Annotated in this window: 16 protein-coding genes; 14 read left to right on the top strand and 2 right to left on the bottom strand. The window is 67.5% G+C overall.

Translation table 11 applies throughout. From position 1 onward, the window contains the following. Positions 1-89: 89 nt before the first annotated feature. From NRF20_RS03830 to NRF20_RS03785, 10 genes are all read left to right on the top strand, one after another. Positions 90-1,250, top strand: coding sequence for an ABC transporter substrate-binding protein (locus tag NRF20_RS03830; protein ID WP_398632068.1), 1,161 nt, complete (start codon positions 90-92; stop codon positions 1,248-1,250). Next, positions 1,247-2,179 (top strand): ABC transporter permease, encoded by a 933-nt coding sequence (locus NRF20_RS03825; RefSeq protein WP_398632015.1) that lies wholly within the window; start codon positions 1,247-1,249, stop codon positions 2,177-2,179. Before NRF20_RS03830 ends, NRF20_RS03825 begins: the two co-directional genes overlap by 4 nt. Further along, positions 2,167-2,994: an ABC transporter permease gene (locus NRF20_RS03820; protein WP_398632014.1), complete on the top strand. Its 828-nt coding sequence runs from the start codon at positions 2,167-2,169 to the stop codon at positions 2,992-2,994. The genes NRF20_RS03825 and NRF20_RS03820 overlap by 13 nt, the downstream gene beginning before the upstream one ends. Further along, entirely contained in the window at positions 2,991-4,127 is a 1,137-nt protein-coding gene (locus tag NRF20_RS03815) for an ABC transporter ATP-binding protein (protein WP_398632013.1), read from the top strand. Before NRF20_RS03820 ends, NRF20_RS03815 begins: the two co-directional genes overlap by 4 nt. Positions 4,128-4,260: 133 nt before the next feature. Next, complete coding sequence (locus tag NRF20_RS03810) at positions 4,261-4,950, top strand: HAD family hydrolase (protein WP_398632012.1); 690 nt, start codon at positions 4,261-4,263, stop codon at positions 4,948-4,950. A gap of 4 nt (positions 4,951-4,954) precedes the next feature. Continuing rightward, entirely contained in the window at positions 4,955-6,844 is a 1,890-nt protein-coding gene (locus tag NRF20_RS03805) for a phosphocholine-specific phospholipase C (RefSeq protein WP_398632011.1), read from the top strand. Between the two features lie 15 nt (positions 6,845-6,859). Continuing rightward, positions 6,860-7,006: an integrase core domain-containing protein gene (locus tag NRF20_RS03800; RefSeq protein WP_413752004.1), complete on the top strand. Its 147-nt coding sequence runs from the start codon at positions 6,860-6,862 to the stop codon at positions 7,004-7,006. Positions 7,007-7,249: 243 nt separating this feature from the next. Continuing rightward, positions 7,250-7,780, top strand: a complete 531-nt coding sequence (locus NRF20_RS03795) for a hypothetical protein (RefSeq protein ID WP_413752003.1) — start codon at positions 7,250-7,252, stop codon at positions 7,778-7,780. A 45-nt stretch (positions 7,781-7,825) separates the two neighbouring features. Next, entirely contained in the window at positions 7,826-8,839 is a 1,014-nt protein-coding gene (locus NRF20_RS03790) for a hypothetical protein (RefSeq protein ID WP_413752002.1), read from the top strand. A gap of 19 nt (positions 8,840-8,858) precedes the next feature. Then, positions 8,859-10,193 (top strand): Dyp-type peroxidase, encoded by a 1,335-nt coding sequence (locus NRF20_RS03785; RefSeq protein WP_413752001.1) that lies wholly within the window; start codon positions 8,859-8,861, stop codon positions 10,191-10,193. Positions 10,194-10,405: 212 nt separating this feature from the next. On the opposite strand, the gene NRF20_RS03780 is transcribed toward NRF20_RS03785, so the two are convergent. Both NRF20_RS03780 and NRF20_RS03775 read right to left on the bottom strand, forming a co-directional pair. Next, positions 10,406-11,911, bottom strand: a complete 1,506-nt coding sequence (locus tag NRF20_RS03780; RefSeq protein WP_413752000.1) for a long-chain-fatty-acid--CoA ligase — start codon at positions 11,909-11,911, stop codon at positions 10,406-10,408. Between the two features lie 32 nt (positions 11,912-11,943). Then, positions 11,944-13,029, bottom strand: coding sequence for a TauD/TfdA family dioxygenase (locus NRF20_RS03775; protein WP_413751999.1), 1,086 nt, complete (start codon positions 13,027-13,029; stop codon positions 11,944-11,946). A 365-nt stretch (positions 13,030-13,394) separates the two neighbouring features. Between NRF20_RS03775 and NRF20_RS03770 the strand changes: the two genes are divergently transcribed. The 4 genes from NRF20_RS03770 (at position 13,395) to NRF20_RS03755 (ending at position 17,860) form a co-directional block, all read left to right on the top strand. Next, on the top strand, positions 13,395-14,417 hold the full coding sequence (locus NRF20_RS03770; protein ID WP_413751998.1) for an AraC family transcriptional regulator: 1,023 nt from the start codon (positions 13,395-13,397) through the stop codon (positions 14,415-14,417). 384 nt (positions 14,418-14,801) lie between these two features. Next, positions 14,802-15,860, top strand: coding sequence for a 3-keto-5-aminohexanoate cleavage protein (locus tag NRF20_RS03765; protein ID WP_413751997.1), 1,059 nt, complete (start codon positions 14,802-14,804; stop codon positions 15,858-15,860). 71 nt (positions 15,861-15,931) lie between these two features. After that, positions 15,932-16,903 (top strand): quinone oxidoreductase family protein, encoded by a 972-nt coding sequence (locus tag NRF20_RS03760; protein WP_413751996.1) that lies wholly within the window; start codon positions 15,932-15,934, stop codon positions 16,901-16,903. 39 nt (positions 16,904-16,942) lie between these two features. Continuing rightward, on the top strand, positions 16,943-17,860 hold the full coding sequence (locus NRF20_RS03755; protein WP_413751995.1) for a TauD/TfdA dioxygenase family protein: 918 nt from the start codon (positions 16,943-16,945) through the stop codon (positions 17,858-17,860). Positions 17,861-17,957: the final 97 nt, after the last annotated feature.

The raw sequence follows: 17,957 nt of genomic DNA, 5'->3' as shown, positions 1-17,957 counted from the left end.
TTCTCCGCGCGTTCGCCGGCGTTCATCTTCCGTACACCACCTCCCGAGGTAATGAGTCAAGTTGTACAGCCAACTTATTCCACTGGGAGATTCCATTGAGACTGCACCGCGTTCCCCCGGCAGGCCTTGTCTGTGCCCTTGCCGCAGCCGCGCTGGGACTCAGCGCATGCAGCCTGACCAGCGCAGATGGGACAAGCAATAGCGGGAGCAAGGCCGCGACCGCCGTTTCGGCACAGGATGCCGGCGGCCTCGACGCTCTCGTCGCAGCCGCGAAGAAGGAGGGCAAGTTGAACGCCATCGCCCTTCCTCGGGACTGGGCCAACTACGGCGAGATCATCGACACCTTCGAGAAGAAGTACGGGGTCAAGGTCGAGGTCGAGAACCCCGACGCCTCCAGCCAGGACGAGATCGCCGCAGTCACCTCCCGCAAGGGACAGGACCGGTCTCCGGACGTCATCGACGTGGGCAGCGCCTTCGCCATCAGCGCGGCCCAGCAGAACCTGCTGGCGCAGTACCGCGTCTCCGCCTTCGACCAGATCCCGAAGGAGCAGAAGGACGCTCAGGCACGCTGGTACAACGACTTCGGCGGCTACGTCTCGATCGGTTGTGACGCGGCCCGCGTCAAGAAGTGCCCCAAGACCTTCGCCGACCTGCTCGATCCGCAGTACAGGGGCCAGATCGCGCTGACCGGCAATCCGACGAAGTCCGGCTCGGCCTTCGGCGCCGTATACGCGGCGGCACTCGCCAACAAGGGCTCCTTCGACGACATCAAGCCCGGCCTTGACTTCTTCGCCCGCCTGAAGAATTCCGGCAACTTCAACCCTGTCGAGTCGACCCCTGCGACCATCCAGAAGGGTGAGACGCCGATCAGCATCAACTGGGACTACCTCAACGCCGGATACGTCGACGAACTCCGCGCCAAGGGCGTCGACTGGAAGGTGAGCGTCCCGGCCGACGGTGTGTACGCCCAGTACTACTCGCAGGCCATCGTGAAGTGGGCACCGCACCCGGCCGCTGCCCGCTTGTGGCAGGAGTTCCTCTACAGCCCCGAAGGCCAGAACCTGTGGCTCAAGGGCCACGCCCGCCCCGTGCTGATGCCCTCGATGCAGAAGGCCGGCACGCTCGACACCACCGTCGCCGCCAAGCTCCCGCAGGCACCCGACGGCAAGACCGCCTTCCCGACGGAGGATCAGGTCAGCAAGGCCAAGCAGGACGTCGTCCAGGGCTGGGGCCGGGGCGTCGGCGAATGAGTACCCATCAAGCAGTCGCCAGAGGCGACAACCCGACCCGCTCCTTCGGAAGCGGTACTCGTGCGGGTGCCGCCCGGCGGTGGCGCCTTCCTCGCTCGGCAGGCTGGCTGGGTGCCGTGCCGCTGCTCCTCTTCGCCGCCTTGGTGTTCGGCCTGCCCGCCGGGACGATGGTGTTCGGCGCGCTCACGACGCCCGAAACCGTGCCCGGCGGGGCCCGCTTCACCGGCGCGAACATGAGCGCCTCACTGCACGGCCCCTACCTGACCGCGCTCATCGGAAGCGTCAAGCTCTCCGCCGTCTCCGCGCTGATCGCCGCGGTCGTCGGTCTGCCGGTCGCCCACGCGGTCGTGACCTCGCGATTCCGCGCGCTGCGCGAAGCGGTCCTGGCCGGGGCGGGCGTACTGGCGAACTTCGGCGGTGTGCCGCTCGCGTTCGCCTTCGTGGCGACGCTCGGCAACGCCGGGGTGCTGACGACCCGCTTCAACCTGCTCGGCCACGGCTGGAATCTGTACGGCTTCTGGGGCCTGACCCTGGTCTACCTCTACTTCCTGATTCCGCTCATGGTCCTCACGCTCGCCCCCGCTCTGGAGGGGCTGCGGCGACAGTGGCGCGAGGCCGCCCACAACAACGGCGCGAGCACCTTCCGTTACTGGATGCACGTCGCCCTGCCGATTCTCATGCCCTCACTGCTCGGCGGCTATGTCCTGCTGTTCGGCACCGCGTTCAGTGCGTACGCGACGGCCGCCGCGATGGTTGGCAGCTCGGTACCGCTGGTCACCATGCAGATCGCGGACGCGCTGTCCGGCAACGTCCTGGTCGGCCAGGACAATGTTGCCCTGGCGCTCGGCGTCGACATGGTGCTGGTCGCGGGGCTTGTCATGGCCGTCCAGGTACCGTTGCAGCGCAGGAGCACACGATGGCTCGCTTGAACAGGACCGGATACGGGCGCAGCGCCGTACTGCTGCTCACCGGTGCGTACTTCCTCGTCCCGATCGCATGCGCCATCGCCTTCAGCATCGGAATCGGCGCCCCCCGCCAGGCCCTGGGCTTCGAGGCCTACACCGGCATCTTCGGCGCCGACGGCTTCACCGACAGCCTCACTCTGACCCTGAAACTGGCCGCAGCCACCATCGCGCTGGTTCTGGGGCTGCTCGTGCCCGCCCTGGTCACGGTGCGGCTGGCCGCGCCGCGTCTGCGCACACTCGTCGAGATCGTGTGCATGCTGCCGCTGGTCGTACCGGCTGTCGCCCTGGTCGCCGGGATCAGCGCGGTGCTGCGCTGGGGACCGGACCACTTTGCCGGCACCCCGCTCTTCCAAGTCATGGTCGCGCTCCAGGCCCCGCAGTTCCCCATGGTTCTGGTGCTCGCCTACACGCTGATGGCGCTGCCGCTGGCGTACCGCACACTCGACACCGGGTTCGCCGCCATCGACCTGCGCGTGCTCGTCGAGGCTGCACGGTCCTGCGGGGCGCCGTGGCCGCACACCCTCATCCATGTCGTGCTGCCCAACCTTCGCGGGGCGCTGCTCAACACGGCGTTCCTGACCCTCGCACTCGTCCTCGGCGAGTACACCGTCGCCGCGGTCCTCGGCTATCAGCCGTTCGCCGTGTGGATCGTCGCCACCAGCGGCTCGCAGGCGCAGATGTCGGTGGCCGTCTCGATGGTCGGCCTCCTCGTCACCTGGATGCTGCTGCTGATGATCAGCGCCGCCGGACGTGCTCGCCGCCCCAAGGAGAACTCATGACCGACCTTCTCACCGATCCCGAAACCGTCAGGCCGACGCGGGCCGGTTCAACCGTGGAGTTCCGTGGGCTGCGCCGCGCCTTCGGCACCACGACGGCGCTGGACGGACTGGACCTTGAAGTCCGCCCCGGCGAACTCCTGGCACTGCTCGGCCCGTCCGGCTGCGGAAAGACCACCGCATTGCGCACGGTCGCCGGCTTCGAGCGGCCCGACACGGGCGAAGTGCTCGTGGACGGCGAGGACATCACGCGTGTTCCCGCACACCGCCGCGAGGCGGGCATGGTGTTCCAGTCGTACAGCCTCTTTCCTCACATGACAGCCATCGACAACGTAGCCTTCGGGCTGCGGATGAGCGGGACGGGCAAAGCCGCGCGGCGGGCTCGCGCCGCGGAACTTCTGGAGCTGGTCGGGCTGCCGAACCACGCCGCCCGCTTCCCGCGCCAGCTCTCCGGAGGCCAGCAGCAGCGCATCGCGCTGGCCCGGGCTCTGGCACTGCGGCCACGCGTGCTGCTGCTCGACGAACCGCTGTCCGCGCTCGACGCTCAGGTGCGGCTGACACTGCGCGAGGAGATCCGTCGCCTCCAACAACAACTGGGCATCACGACGCTGTTCGTGACACACGATCAGGAGGAGGCCCTCTCCATGGCCGACCGGGTCGCCGTGATGCGCGCCGGGAGACTCGAGCAGTGCGCGCCTCCCGCAGAGCTGTACGAACGCCCTGCGACCGCGTTCGTCGCCAATTTCGTGGGGGTGATGAGCCGGATACCGGCCCGGCCGGGGGCGGACGGCACGACCGTGGGCGCGTTCGGCCGCACGCTACCGGTCCACGGAACGCTACCGGGCCCCGTCGGGACCGACGGCAGAAGTGGCGAGGTGGACGTACTGGTACGCCCGGAAGCGATCGGGGTCACTGCGGACAGCGATGGCACGTCCCAGATCGTGGGCGCGACATTCCTGGGCGCGACGACGAGGCTGACCGTACGGCTGGCCGGAGGCGCGGAGGTGATGGCGGACGTGGCGACTCACTCGACGGCCGGACTCCCCGTCGGTGCGAAGGTGACGCTGACCCTTCCGGACCGCCCGGTGCTGGTGGATCGCCACAGCCGGGGAAACGGCGGTCGCAGTGGAAGCTGACGGCTCCGGCCGATTCTCGATGCGACCACGCCGTACGAATCCGTCGTTTCAGACCGAACCAACCGACCTGTCCGGCCTTCGACGCAGGGAGCCTCCGCTTCCGCCCGTTCGCCACGCACCGGAGGAACTCCTCATGACCCATCGCAGGGCCACCCCCGGCCTTCCCGCTGCCGTGCTGTTCGACATGGACGGCACACTCGTCGACACCGAGAGGCTGTGGTGGGCGGCCGTGGAACAGGTGGCAGAGGGGATCGGGCGGCAGCTGACCGACGCCGACACGCATCATGTGCTGGGCAGGCCGGCCGCACACACCGCAGCTCACCTGCACCGTACCGGCGGCCCGGCGGTCCCCGCTCCTGACGTGCTCGCCATCGAACTGGACGCGGCGTTCGCCACCCGAGTCGCCTGCGAGGTCGTCCCGCGACCGGGCGCGCTGCGCCTGCTGGACGAACTGGCCGCGGCCGGAGTCCCCACGGCGATCGTCTCCGCGTCGCCGCGCCATGTCGTCGACCTCGTGCGCAAGGCCCTGGGCGAGGAGCGGTTCGCGTTGACACTCGCCGTCGAGGACACGGTCCGTACCAAGCCGGCGCCTGATCCGTACCTCGCCGCGGCCGCCGCCCTCGGCGTCGATCCGCGCGCCTGCGTAGTCGTCGAGGACACGCCCACGGGTGTCGCCGCGGCCGAGGCCGCCGGGTGCGTGGTGCTGGCCGTGCCCTCCACCGTACCGATCCCGTCCGCAGCACGGCGGACGGTCCTCGACTCCCTGGAGCGGGCCGATGTGACCCTGCTCGTGTCCCTGTTCACGTCCGCGGAAAGGAACTGACACCATGGACGACATCCGCCACGTCGTGATCCTCATGCAGGAGAACCGCAGCTTCGACCACTATTTCGGCACGCTGAACGGTGTGCGCGGGTTCGATGACCGTCAGGCTCTGACATTCCCGAACGGCGACAGCGTCTTCCGTCAGCCCGCCCTCTCCCGGACCGACGGCGGCTTCCTGCTGCCCTACCGGATGGACTCCACGAAGTTCAACGCGCAGAACGCCGACGGTCTGCCACACGACTGGGAATCCGGTCACGATGCCATCAACAACGGCGCGATGAACCGCTGGACATCGGCCAAGGGTGAGCAGAGCATGGGCTACCTCACCCGTGAGGACATTCCCTACCAGTACGCGCTGGCCGACGCGTTCACACTCTGCGACGCCTACTTCTGCTCACTGGCCGGACCCACCAGCCCCAACCGCCTCTACCTGTGGACCGGTACCGTCGGCCCGGGCCGGGACGGCACGACCGGCCCGTGGATCGACAACACCCCGCTTCCCGACAATCCGGTCTGCGACTGGACCACCTACGCAGAACGCTTGTCGGCCGCCAACGTCAGCTGGCGCGTTTACCACACTCCCGGACTCGACGAGCGCCACGGCAACTACGAGGACAACGCCCTGGAGTACTTCGCCCGGTTCCACACCTTCGACAAGGACGACCCGCGCTACATCAATGCGATGACGAAGTGGGACCTGTCGGCGTTCGACGCCCACTGCGAGGACGGCACGCTGCCGACAGTGTCCTGGCTGGTCTCTCCGTACCTGTTCTGCGAACACCCGACCGCCAGCCCCGCCTACGGCGCCCACTGGGTCAACACCGCCCTTCAGTCGGTCTTCGCCAACCCGGACGTGTGGCGGCACACCGCCTTCCTCGTCATGTACGACGAGAACGACGGCTACTTCGACCACATGGTGCCGCCGTTCCCGCCCGCCGCGACCCCCGAGGAGTTCGTGGACGGGCAGCCGATCGGGCTGGGCAACCGCGTCCCCCTATGGGTGATATCACCGTGGTCGCGCGGCGGCTGGGTCAATTCCCAGGTCTTCGACCACACTTCCGTCCTGCGTTTCCTGGAACTCGTCACCGGCGTGCGGGAACCCAACATCTCGGAGTGGCGTCGCGCCGTATGCGGCGACCTCACCAGTTGCTTCGACTTCACCCTGCCCGACTTCTCGATCCCCGCACTGCCGGACACCCGCGCGCTGGTGGAGCAGGCCGACGCTGCGATGGAACTGCCACCGATGGAGAGCCCGGCACCGGGCACACAGTTCATGCCGACACAGGAACCGGGCGGTGCGCGTCCGCACCGGGCGCTGCCGTACCGCCCATGGGCCGACGTCGCTGTGGACCGCGCCACCGGCAAGGTCACCTGCACACTCGCCAACGAAGGAACGGTCTCCTTCCACTTCACGGTGTTCCCGAACATCGCGCGGCCGTTCGCCGGTACGCCGTTCACTGTCGCGCCGCGCAGCACTGCCACTTACGTGTGGGATGCCGTACGCACGGGCGGGCGCTACGACTTCACCGTTCACGGCGCCGACGGCTTCGTCTGCCGATTCGCCGGAACGGTGACCGCAGTCGATCAGAACGACGCTGCCGCTCCTCGGGTGACAGGCGTCCTGCAGGGCGGCAAGCCGGAGAACGCCTCGGTCGAGTTGCTGCTGGCCAACGACGGCGGTTCGGAGGTGTGCTTCACCGTCGCCCCGAACGACTTCGGCGGCACGGAACACACGCAGCTGCTCGGCCCGCGCGAGAAGGTGGTCCTGAACTGGCCCACGGACAGCGGGCGGTACGACATGACCATCACGGCGGACGGAGGCACGGGCTTCGCCCGGCGGTACGCGGGGACAGTGCACGCGGCCCCGAACACGATTACGGCTGATGTCTCGTGAGCCGTTGATTCCAGCGTGCTCTGCTCGTCCGCCGAACGCGCCGTCGCCCAGTGGGTCGGCTGGTACAACACCGAGCGCCTGCACTCCGCCCTCGACTGCCTCCCGCCCGAGGAGTTCGAGGCCCGGCACCACCGATCCCGGACAACCACATACGCCGCCTGAAACCACACAGACCGGCCGCTACGAGAATCGGAACAGCTCAATCAGGCTCCCGGCGTGAGGATGGCGGACACCGAGACGGTCGGGGAGACGTCCGACTCCGAACTCTGGCCCCCAGCTGCGAACCAACCGCCCGCGGTGGCCGGTCAAGCTGATTCAGCTCCTTTTCCCACGAGGCGGATGGACGTGCCGCGTGGGACAATCAGAGGGATTGTCCCCGGCCGGCAGGTAGCGGGAGGAGCGGACATGGAGATCAAGCCGCAGGCGGCGGTCATTCCCGAGATCGGCCGGCTCGAGCAGGGGAAATACGGTCCTGTGTTTCCGAAGACGCCGGCGTGTTACGGGTTCACGATCGTCGCGAAGGTCAAGCCGGGCCGGGCCGACGCGATGCGAGCCTACGGCAGCACTCTGGCCAAGGCTTTGGAGGAAGACCCCCAACTCCTCGCGCCACTGAAGTTGCACTACCTGCGCTGGGTGCTCTTCGATGACGACACGCGCTTCATGTATCAGGGGATCTTCGATACCGACTTCGACAGGTACACCGAGGACGCCGTCGCGCTCTTCGGTAAGGCGGGGGTGAACACGGCCTTCGAGAACCTCGAAGGATTTCCCGAGGACTGGCGGACCAACCCTGAGGCGTTCGTCAGGTTTGTGCGCGAACACCACTGTCCGAGCTTCATCGAGTACGGGGAGTACCCGTACGTGTCCGCTGATGAGATCAAGAAGGCTCTGCGGATCAAGGGTGCCCTGTCGGAGATGCTCGACCAGCTGCAGTGACAGTGGGCTGTCGTGTGCTTGTCCCAATTACGGATTGGAGACGAGATGAGCGAGGTCAGGACCGCGCGCACCTACAACCAGAACCACAACCCGCGCGAATACACCCCTGGTCGGCGACGGGTGAGCATCTACGTCTCGTGGAGCTATCCGGCCGAGGCGGGCAGAAGCCCGGCTGAGCTGGACAACCGGTTCTCCACGATGACGGAGGTCAGGCGGGTGGCGTGGCCTGCCTACGAGGATCCGAAGTGGTCGGACCCGTTGTATTTCCAGCAGGGTATCGCCGGATCGCTGGAATTGTTCTTCTGGGCCTGGGTGCCGTTTCAGCAGTTCGTCGAGGAGGTCACCGGGCACCCCGTTCCGGTGTATCAGCGCATCGACCAGGCCGGCTTCCGGACCCCGCTCGACGAGCGCGTACTGGCCGACACCGACACTCTCTTCGTGTTCGGACTGGACCACTTGGTCACCGGGCAGGAGGCCCAGCCCGAGGAGGTCGAGGCACTGCGGGCCTTCCTCGGCCGGGAGGACGCCTGTCTGGTCCTGGGGCCGCACCATGACGTCGGGGCCTCGGACGATCTGGCCGTGCGGGACGTGGAGTACCACCATCACGGAGATCTCTTGGTCCCCCGCCAGCAGCGATTCGCCACCTACGTACGGGATTTGATGCAGGGCCTTGCGGTGCCGGTCGAGAACCGTTACGGGCTGCGCCCCGCGGTGCGGGAGAAGAACAAGATCGCCCCGCTCTCCACGGTGAGGGACCTGGACGCGAAAGGGCGGCTGGAAGGGGTGACGAACTTCAACTTCCATATGCACCTGCCGCATTACGCCGTGACGACCGACGAGCCGGATGTCATCCACGTGCTGGCCAGGCAGCCGATCGACACCTCCAGGCCGCATCCGTTCACCGAGGCCGGCAACACCGAGTTCAACATGTTCCTGTGGATGCCTCCGAGCGGTGAGCGGGCCGGCGATGTGCTGTTGGCGGACTCCACGATCTTCAGTTCGCTGTTCGGAGGCGACGAGAGTCTCAGGAACTTCTGGCGGAACCTCGTCTCGAAGTAGTGCTGCAGGGAGGTGGACCGTGAGCGGACCTACGCAAGTCGCGTTGGAACTCGACGACATTCAGCGCGGGGCTCTCAGCCCGCGGCCGACTCCCTACGCGGCGACATATCTTGTGTTCCGCGTCGATGACAGGGCCGACGGTCGGGAGCTGATGCGACGCGCGAGCGCGGTGGTGACCTCTGCCGCCGACCCGGTCAGCCCCCTGGGGGAGACATGGGTCAGTGTCGCGGTCTCCTGCCACGGTCTGGAGTCGCTGGGCGTGCCGCGCGCATCACTGGACACGTTCGCCTGGGAGTTCCGACAGGGGATGGCCGCCCGGGCCGAAACGCTCGGCGATGTCGGCGAGAGCAGCCCCGAGAACTGGGAAGCGTCGCTGGGCACGCCGGATGTCCATGTGGTGCTCACGGCGGTCGCGCCTGACCCCCAACGGCTGGAGGCGGCGCTCGACCGGGCCCGCCCCGCGTACGACCACCTTTCCGGTGTGACGGCGATCTGGCGGCAGGACTGTTACGCGCTGCCCACCGAGACCGAGCATTTCGGCTATCGCGACGGCGTCAGCCATCCGGCCGTCGAAGGAAGCGGCATCGCCGGGTCGAACCGGCTGGAGTCGCCGCTGAGGGCCGGGGAGTTCGTGCTCGGCTACCGGGACGAGATCGGCGGTCTCCAGAGCCCGCAGCCGGAGGTGCTGGGGCGCAACGGCAGCTACGCGGTCTTCCGTAAGCTCCACCAGGACGTCGCCGCGTTCCGGCGCTATCTGCGGGACAATGCCACGTCTCCCGAAGACGAGGAACTGCTCGCGGCCAAGATCATGGGACGCTGGCGCAGCGGAGCCCCCCTCGCGCTCAGTCCGCAGCGCGACGACCCCGCTCTCGGTACCGACCGGGACCGTCGCAACACCTTCTTGTACGAGCGAGACGATCCGGCGGGCTTCGTCACGCCCGGCGGCTGCCACATCCGCCGGGCCAACCCCCGCGACGCCTCGGTGGCGGGAGAAGTGCGACTTCACCGGATGATCAGACGCGGCGCCGTCTACGGTCCGCCACTTCCCGAGGGAGTCCTGGAGGACGACGGGGCCGACCGCGGCCTGATGTTCGCGTTCATCGGAGCCCACCTCGGGCGGCAGTTCGAGTTCGTCCAGTCGGAATGGATGAACGACGGCGTCTTCTTCGGCGCGGGCAACACCAAAGACCCCATCACCGGATCCCACGACGGAGCCAGTGGCTTCACCATTCCCCGGCGGCCGCTTCGACGGCGCCTCACCCCGCTGCCGCGCTTCGTCGTCACCCGCGGCGGCGAGTACTGCTTCCTGCCGAGCCGGAGCGCCCTGCGCTGGCTCGGGGAACTCCAGGACTGACAGGACTGACAGGGCGGGGCCACGCGCGCGGTGGCACCACGCCGAGGTTCAACACCATCAGCGGCCCTGAACCCGACGGTCGCCCGGCCCGGGACAGCGAGGGCATCCGCCACGATCCGCACAGCCCGGCTTCCGCGGACCGTCGACCAGAAGCCCCACGGCGCTGCGCACGCAGCGTCTTCCTGCGGTTGCCGCCGTCGAACCCGATCGGTTCAGTCCGTGGATGCCTTCTGCTCGACGACGATCTCCCGCTTGACGATCTTGCCCGTTGCTCCCTTGGGGAGTGCGTCGGTGAATGTGACGATCCGCGGATACTTGTAGGCCGCCACCCGCTGTTTGACATGGTCGCGTATCTCATCGGCCGTGATCTGTGCACCGTCGCGGAGGGTCACGACGGCGGCTATCTCCTCTCCGTAGGTCGCGTGCGGCACGCCGACCACTGCGGCTTCGGCGACGGCCGGGTGTTCGTAGAGCACCTCCTCGATCTCGCGTGGGTAGACGTTGTATCCGCCGCGGATGATGAGGTCCTTCTTCCGGTCGACGATGAAGTAGTAGCCGTCCTCGTCGACACGGGCCAGGTCGCCGCTGTGGAACCACCCGTCCCGGATGGCATCCGCGGTCGCATCCGGACGATTCCAGTAGCCCTTCATCACGTTGTCGCCGCGGATCGCGATCTCACCCACCTCGCCCGGGCCCACCGAGGTGCCGTCGTCCGCCACGACCTTGAGCTCGACCCCGCGGATCGGGAGGCCGATCGAGCCGGCCTTGCGTGGCCTGTCCGGGGGGTTGAACGACGCGACGGGCGAAGTCTCCGACAGCCCATAGCCCTCCAGCACAGTGACGCCGAATGTCCGTTCGAAGTCGTGCAGTACTTCGACCGGCAAGGAAGCACCGCCGGAGACGGCCAGGCGCAGTCGTGAGAGGTCGTAGCCGTCGGGGATCTCGGTGTGGAGCAGGGCTGTGTACATCGTCGGGACGCCCAGGAAGATGGTGGCCCTGTCGTGATGCATGATCTCCAGCGCCTTGGCCGGCTCGAACCGCGGCAGCAAGGTCAAAGTGGCGCCCGCGGCGACGGCAGTGTTGAGAGCGCAGGTCTGTCCGAAGGCGTGAAACAGCGGCAGGCCCCCGAACAGTACGTCGCCCGGCCTGACGTGGAGCAGCGTCTCGGTCGCGGTGGCCGCGTTGGTCATCAGGTTGCGGTGGGTCAACTCGGAGCCCTTCGGGGTCCCTGTCGTGCCCGATGTGTAGAGGATCACGGCAGTGTCGTCCTCCGCCCGGTCGACGACGTGGGGCATCGGTTCGGTGGCCCGCACTTGGGTGTCGAACGCCGTCGAGTCGGTGACCAGGCAGTCGGCCCCGACTTCCGCCGCGGCCGTTGCGACCTCGTCCGCGCACCGCTGGAGTGTCACCACGATCCGCGATCCGGAATCCCGGAGAGCAAAGGCTATTTCACGGGCCTTCAACAGCGGATTCATCGGCACCACCACGCCACCGCAGCGGAGGATGCCGTAGTACGCGACCGGGAAACAGGTGACGTTGGGCATGACCAACGCGACGCGATCGCCCGGACGGACACCCTTGGTCTGCAACAGTGAGGCGAACCGGGCGCTCGCGTCGTTCAGTTGGCCATAGGTGAGGGCGATCTCATCCTGGCGAACGGCGACGCGGTTGCCGTCGGCCCGGGCGGATCGGGCCAGGAGCGTGGCGAGGTTGTTCATTCGGTTTCCTCTTCGATCTGGGTTGGTGGCGGTCATCGTTGGTGCCGGCAGCCGCCGAGGCCCGCGGAGTTCTGTTTCGCGATCACGTCGCGGGGGGCAACCCCGCCGCGACCGGGACCGCCGCCGGTGCTGTGCGGATCTCCCCAGAAGCCGGGCGGCAGGCCGCGTCCCTGCCGCACGGTTAGCCACAGCCGCAGGACGTGGCGCCTCAGTTCGGGCTCGTCGAAGTCCTCATATTCCGTGCGGGAATGAAGAACCGCATGGTTGTTGAGGAACAGCAGGTCGCCGACCTCGAAGTCGACCTCGAGCCGGAACTCCGGTGACTTTGCCAGTGCGTCGACGAGGTCGAACAGTTCCACGTCCGTCGGCTCCAAGCGGGGAATGTCGGGAAAGCGCTGTGCGGATTCGAGGTAGCAGCGGTTGTAGCGCATGCTGAGCTTGCCCTCGCTGAAGGACACGAGCGGGACCGCGGCGTACGGGCGCTCGCCAGGGGCTTGCTCCTCCCGCAGGTCGAGGAAATGTGTGCGGTACAGTCGCTCGACCAGATCCGGCCGCCGTGCCAGGACGGCGTTGTAGACCGCCGCCGAACTGACGACGGCGGTCCGTGCGCCGGAGCGGGCCGCTCGCAGGCACAGCAGCCCGAGGACGTCGGACCCGTCGGTGTGGAACGGCAGCACCGCTCTGGTCTGATATCCGCGCGTTCCCGGGTCGGCAAGGCTACGGCCGGTGTCCCGGGCGTGGCCCAGCATGTGGCCCGCCGCGTTCTGCGACACCGGAACACCCAGATACTGGCCCACTCCCCAGAAAATGGTGCTCGCCGCCGCCTGGCTGTATCGCTCGACCGGAATGCGTTTGACGAGCACGAACCCGCGTCCGTTCTCCAGTACGCCGGCAATGCGCTCCAGTTCGCCGGCCAAGGTCGGCAGCGGAAAGTCGCCGGCGGTCATCTTCAGCAGTGGAAGGCCCCGCGCACGCACCGCGCGCAGGGCCGCCTCGAGTTCGTTGATCTGCGCCGCCGAGAGCCGCAGGACCCATTCCTCGGAGTCCGCCAGGTCCGGACCCGCCCACACGGCCGGCCCGGTGCAGGGCCGACGCAGCACGTTGATCACGCTCGTCATGGTGACCTCCCTCAGGTCGTACGTCTCTCTTCGGACTCGTGTGCAGCTCATTGCCGGCTGGAACGGGAATCGTGCGGACGACCTCTCACCTTTCTTTGTGGAATATTTCTGACGGCTTCGGTGCGTGTCATTGCCTCGAATCCATTGATCTGCAGGAAATTCCGTGCCGCCTTTTCAGTGCCGGTCAGCACTTGAGATTTTTTGCGATGGTGTTCTCCGCTGGATTTCCGATCGGCCGGGACGCCGTATCCAGGCGGAGAACCCCACCGCGGTGGTGCAACGCTAGGTCACGACGTGGCCCATGGCTTGACGTGACGTGACATCTCACTTATCACTTGGGGACAAAGCCCCCTTGGAGCGCGCCCATGAAGCCTCTTGTCCGCAATGCAGCGCTGAACAACTATGTCGAGGTCAGCCAGTCGCTGGGCATCGATGCGAGGGCCCTGATGAAGCGCGTGGGCCTGGACCCTGTCGGCCTCGCGGTCCAGGACAGATGGATCCCCGGCGCGGCGGTCACCCAGCTGCTCGAACTCTCGGCCGCGGCCTCACGGCGCGGGGACTTCGGCCTGCTCCTCGCCGAGCGACGCAGCTTTTCCAATCTCGGCCCCATCAGTCTGGTCCTGCGTGACGAGCCCGATGTCCGCAGCGCCCTCGAACTTCTCGTCCGCCATGAGCACATGTACAACGAGATGCTCCGCAGCCGGCTCTCCGGGGCGAACGGCCTGGCCACCCTCAAGGTGAGCCTCGAGCTGGGTGAGGCCATGGCCGCCCGCCAGGCCACGGAGCTGGCCGTGGGTGTCTTCCACGGAGTCCTCCGCAGCTTTCTCGGTGCCCGGTGGCAGCCGCTGTCCGTGTGCTTCACGCACGACGCGCCAGCTGATCCCGGCACCCACCGGCGCCTCTTCGGTCCCGTAGTGGAATTCGACCGGGAGTTCAACGGGATCGTCTTCTACGCCAGCGACCTCAAGGCTCCCAACCCCATGTCGGACCCGCTGCTGCGGACCTATGCCCGGCAGTATTTCGAGTCCATCGCGGTCTCGAAGGACACCACCGTGCTGGACCGCGTGCGTGAGCTGATCGAAGTCCTGCTGCCCACCGGGCGCTGTTCGATCGAGCAGGTCGCGGACAGCCTCGGCATCGACCGGAGGACGATCCACCGGCACCTCGCGGCCTCGGGCGAGACGTTCTCCGCCGTTCTCAACGCCACACGTACCCAGCTCGCGGAGCAGCTCGTGGCGAACCCGCGCCGCTCGTTCACGGAGATCTCCGGGCTTCTGGGATTCTCGGCACCGAGTGCTTTCTCGCGCTGGTTCCGCGAGCGATTCGGCTGCAGTCCGAGGGAGTGGCGGGTCCGCGGCACCAGGCAGCGGCCTTCCGGCGAGGAGTGACCACCAGGATTTCTGCAGGGGCGTGGAACGGCCGTTCACGCCATATCCCGGTATGACCCTGCCTGGGCCCGGAGGACGGCGGCCGCGAGGGCAAGGCATGTCCCCAAGCGGCAAGTCTTCTGTCACCTTCGGTCAAGCGCGCGCCCTGGCCCGCCCTTAACGTTGCCTCACCGCAAGGGACATGGCCGATCCCACGAGGCCGGGCAGAAATCCTGCCCGCAGCGAATGTTCCCTCCCGGGCCCGCTGATCGTATCCGAGCCCCCGGCGAGCCCGGGAACCCCGTCTGCATTCCCGCGTCCGCTCCTCGCAAGCCCTCCGGGCCTCGCATCGAAGGCAGTGATGCGTGCGGCGAGTGAAGACCCATCCGACAAAGGAGATGGACCATGCATTTCTTCGACGACTCCCTGTATCCGGAGAACCAGGAGAGGCTGGTCATCCAGGCCGCGCCCTACGGGCCGGAGTGGTTGCCCGGTGACGCCGACGACCTGCCGCTCACCATGGACGAGCACGTGCAGGCGGCCGTCGACTGCTACAACGCCGGTGCCACGGTGCTGCACATCCACGTGCGCGAGCTGGACGGCCACGGGTCCAAGCGCATGTCCATGTTCAACGAACTGATGGCCCGGCTGCGCGAGGCCGTGCCGGACATGGTCCTGCAGATCGGCGGGTCGATCTCCTTCGCCCCCGAGGACGAGGGCAGCGACGCCAAGTGGCTCAGCTACGACACTCGCCACATGCTGGCCGAGATCACTCCCAGGCCTGACCAGGTGACGATCGCGATCAATACCAACCAGATGAACATCGTCGAGCTCTTCGACGACGAGGACATCGAGGGCACCTCGATCGCCAAGCCCGGCTACTACAAGGCTTATCGGGACATGGTGGTCGAGGCCGGGCCCGACTTCTACCTCGAGCACCTCACGCGGCTCCGTGCCAACGGCATCCAGCCGCACTTCCAACTCGCCAACATGGCGCAGCTGGAGACCGTGGAGCGGCTGATCCGCAAGGGCATCTACAGCGGTCCGCTGGTGCTCAACTACGTTGCCATCGGCGGCGGGTTCGCCGGCCGGCACCCGGCTGATCTGATCGAGTTCATCCGCCGTGTCCCGGACGGCGCCGTGCTCACCATCGAGGCATCCATGCGCGCGGTGGCGCCGATGAACGCGATCGGCATCGCCCTCGGCACGCACGTGCGGGTGGGCAACGAGGACAACCTGTGGCGGCACAAGGGCGAGCGGATGTCCTCCGTGGAGCAGGTCGAGCAGATGGTCAAGATCGCCCATGCGCTCGGGCGTGAGATCGCCACCGGGCAGGAGGCGAAGAAGATCTACAAGATCGGCGAATGGTACTCGGACGCCGACGCGACCCTGGCCCGGCTCGGCATGGTGCCCAACCGCCGCCCCGGCCGGCGCGGTTCCATGCTGCGCGACCTCGAGAGCTGACTCGACCCCACTGGCGGCGGCCCGGGTTCCCGCCCCGCCGCCGCCCCACACACGAGTGAACGGAGCACGCCTTGGCACACGCCATTCGATTCCATGAAACCGGTGGCCCTGAGGTCATGCGGTGGGAACAGGTCGTCGTCGGCGACCCGGGTCCGGGCGAGGTACGGATCCGGCACGTCGCCGTCGGACTCAACTTCGCCGACACCTATTTCCGCACGGGCCTGTACCCGGCTCCGCTGCCTGCGGGGCTCGGCGTGGAGGCCTCGGGTGTGATCGAGGCTGTGGGCGAGGGTGTGTCGCATGTCGCCGAGGGCGACCGTGTGACCTACACCGGCAGTCCGCTGGGTGCCTACAGCACAGAGCGGGTCATGCCCGCGGATTCACTGATCAAGCTGCCGGACGAGATCGGCTGCGAGACCGCCGCGGCGATGACCATGCGCGGACTCACCTCGGCGTACCTGCTGCGCCGGATCCATCCGCTGAAGTCCGGCGATACCGTGCTGCTCCACGCGGCGGCCGGCGGCGTCGGCCTGATCGTCTCCCAGTGGGCGAAGCTCCTCGGCATCACGGTGATCGGCACGGTGTCCAGCGAGGAGAAGGCCGAGGTCGCCCGCGCCCACGGCTGCGAGCACATCATCTACTACCGGCGCGAGAACGTGGCCGAGCGGGTGCGTGAACTGACCGACGGCAAAGGCGTACCGGTCGTCTTCGACAGTATCGGCAAGGACACCGTCGCCGGATCCATGGCCTCGCTGCAACGCCGCGGCCTGTTGGTGTGTTTCGGCACGGCCTCAGGAGTCCCGCCGCTCGACGCCATGCAACTGGCCATCCACGGCTCGTTGTTCGTGACCCGCCCCGCACTGGCCGACTACATCGCCGAGCCGGCGGAGCGGGACGCCCTGGCCAGAGAGCTGTTCGGGCACGTCGCGGCCGGTCGCATCAAGATCGAGACCAACCAGCGCTACGCCCTTCAGGACGCGGTACAGGCCCATCGTGACCTGGAAGCGGGACGGACCACGGGATCTTCCGTCTTCGTCCTCTGAGCTCGCCGTGCCCCGCACGTGACCCCCAGGAGTGAGCACATGCCCCAGACTGTCCGCCCGAAGGAAGACACGCCCGCCCTGGTGCGTCCGGGCGTCCTCCGTACCTCGATCAAGGTTGAGCCGCTGACCTGCACCATCGGCGCCGAACTGTCCGGTGTGAACCTCGGCGACGCCGCGCGCGACGGCGACCTGTTCTCCGAGATCAAGGCGCTGCTGCTGGAGTACAAGGTCCTGTTCCTGCGTGACCAGGACATCACGCGCGCCGAACATATCGCCTTCGCCGAGCGCTTCGGCCCGCTGGAGGACCATCCAGCGGTCGGCAGCGACCCCGACCACCCAGGGCTGGTCCGTATCTACAAGGATCTGGACAGCAAACCCGAGCACTACGAGAACGCGCTGCACTGCGACGCAACCTGGCGCGCGTGCCCGCCCATGGGTGCCGTGCTGCGCTGCGTGGAAACACCGGAGGTGGGTGGTGACACGGTCTGGGTCAACATGGCTGAGGCCTACCGCAGGCTGCCGGAGCACATCAAGACGCAGATCGCGGGCCTGCACGCACGGCACAGCATCGAGGCGACCTTCGGCGCTGTGATGCCGACGGAGCAACGCCACCAGCTGAAGGCCCGCTTCCCGGACCCGGAGCACCCGGTGGTGCGTGCCCACCCGGAGACCGGCGAGCAGATTCTCTTCGTCAACGCCTTCACCACCCACTTCGTCAATTACCACACGCCCGAGAACGTGCGCTTCGGCCAGGACTACGCGCCCGGAGCGGGCAGTCTCCTGAACTACCTGATCAGCCAGGCGGCCGTCCCCGAGTACCAGGTGCGCTGGCGCTGGCAGAAGAACAGCGTCGCCATCTGGGACAACCGCTCCACCCAGCATTACGCCGTCCAGGACTACTGGCCCGCGGTCCGCAAGATGGAGCGCGCGGGGATTGTCGGCGACAAACCTTTCTGAGCCCGGACCAGAGACGAAAAGGTGATGCCAATGGGACTGCACACTGCCGGCACAGCGGTGCCGGGGACGTCTCCCGCCGCACCGGCTGTATCCCGCA

It is taken from the genome of Streptomyces sp. R-74717, assembly GCF_047305335.1.
GTDB lineage: Bacteria > Actinomycetota > Actinomycetes > Streptomycetales > Streptomycetaceae > Streptomyces > Streptomyces atratus.
Note: the sequence above shows the minus strand (reverse complement) of the source record. Positions and strands in the feature narration are given on the sequence as shown.

Excerpts from the sequence above, each read along its gene's own strand:
- NRF20_RS03815 (WP_398632013.1), top strand. The coding sequence starts at position 2,991 with ATGACCGACCTTCTCACCGATCCCGAAACCGTCAGGCCGACGCGGGCC.
- NRF20_RS03775 (WP_413751999.1), bottom strand. The coding sequence starts at position 13,029 with ATGACGAGCGTGATCAACGTGCTGCGTCGGCCCTGCACCGGGCCGGCC.
- NRF20_RS03795 (WP_413752003.1), top strand. The coding sequence starts at position 7,250 with ATGGAGATCAAGCCGCAGGCGGCGGTCATTCCCGAGATCGGCCGGCTC.
- NRF20_RS03790 (WP_413752002.1), top strand. The coding sequence starts at position 7,826 with ATGAGCGAGGTCAGGACCGCGCGCACCTACAACCAGAACCACAACCCG.
- NRF20_RS03805 (WP_398632011.1), top strand. The coding sequence starts at position 4,955 with ATGGACGACATCCGCCACGTCGTGATCCTCATGCAGGAGAACCGCAGC.
- NRF20_RS03770 (WP_413751998.1), top strand. The coding sequence starts at position 13,395 with ATGAAGCCTCTTGTCCGCAATGCAGCGCTGAACAACTATGTCGAGGTC.
- NRF20_RS03810 (WP_398632012.1), top strand. The coding sequence starts at position 4,261 with ATGACCCATCGCAGGGCCACCCCCGGCCTTCCCGCTGCCGTGCTGTTC.
- NRF20_RS03765 (WP_413751997.1), top strand. The coding sequence starts at position 14,802 with ATGCATTTCTTCGACGACTCCCTGTATCCGGAGAACCAGGAGAGGCTG.
- NRF20_RS03780 (WP_413752000.1), bottom strand. The coding sequence starts at position 11,911 with ATGAACAACCTCGCCACGCTCCTGGCCCGATCCGCCCGGGCCGACGGC.
- NRF20_RS03755 (WP_413751995.1), top strand. The coding sequence starts at position 16,943 with ATGCCCCAGACTGTCCGCCCGAAGGAAGACACGCCCGCCCTGGTGCGT.
- NRF20_RS03825 (WP_398632015.1), top strand. The coding sequence starts at position 1,247 with ATGAGTACCCATCAAGCAGTCGCCAGAGGCGACAACCCGACCCGCTCC.
- NRF20_RS03820 (WP_398632014.1), top strand. The coding sequence starts at position 2,167 with ATGGCTCGCTTGAACAGGACCGGATACGGGCGCAGCGCCGTACTGCTG.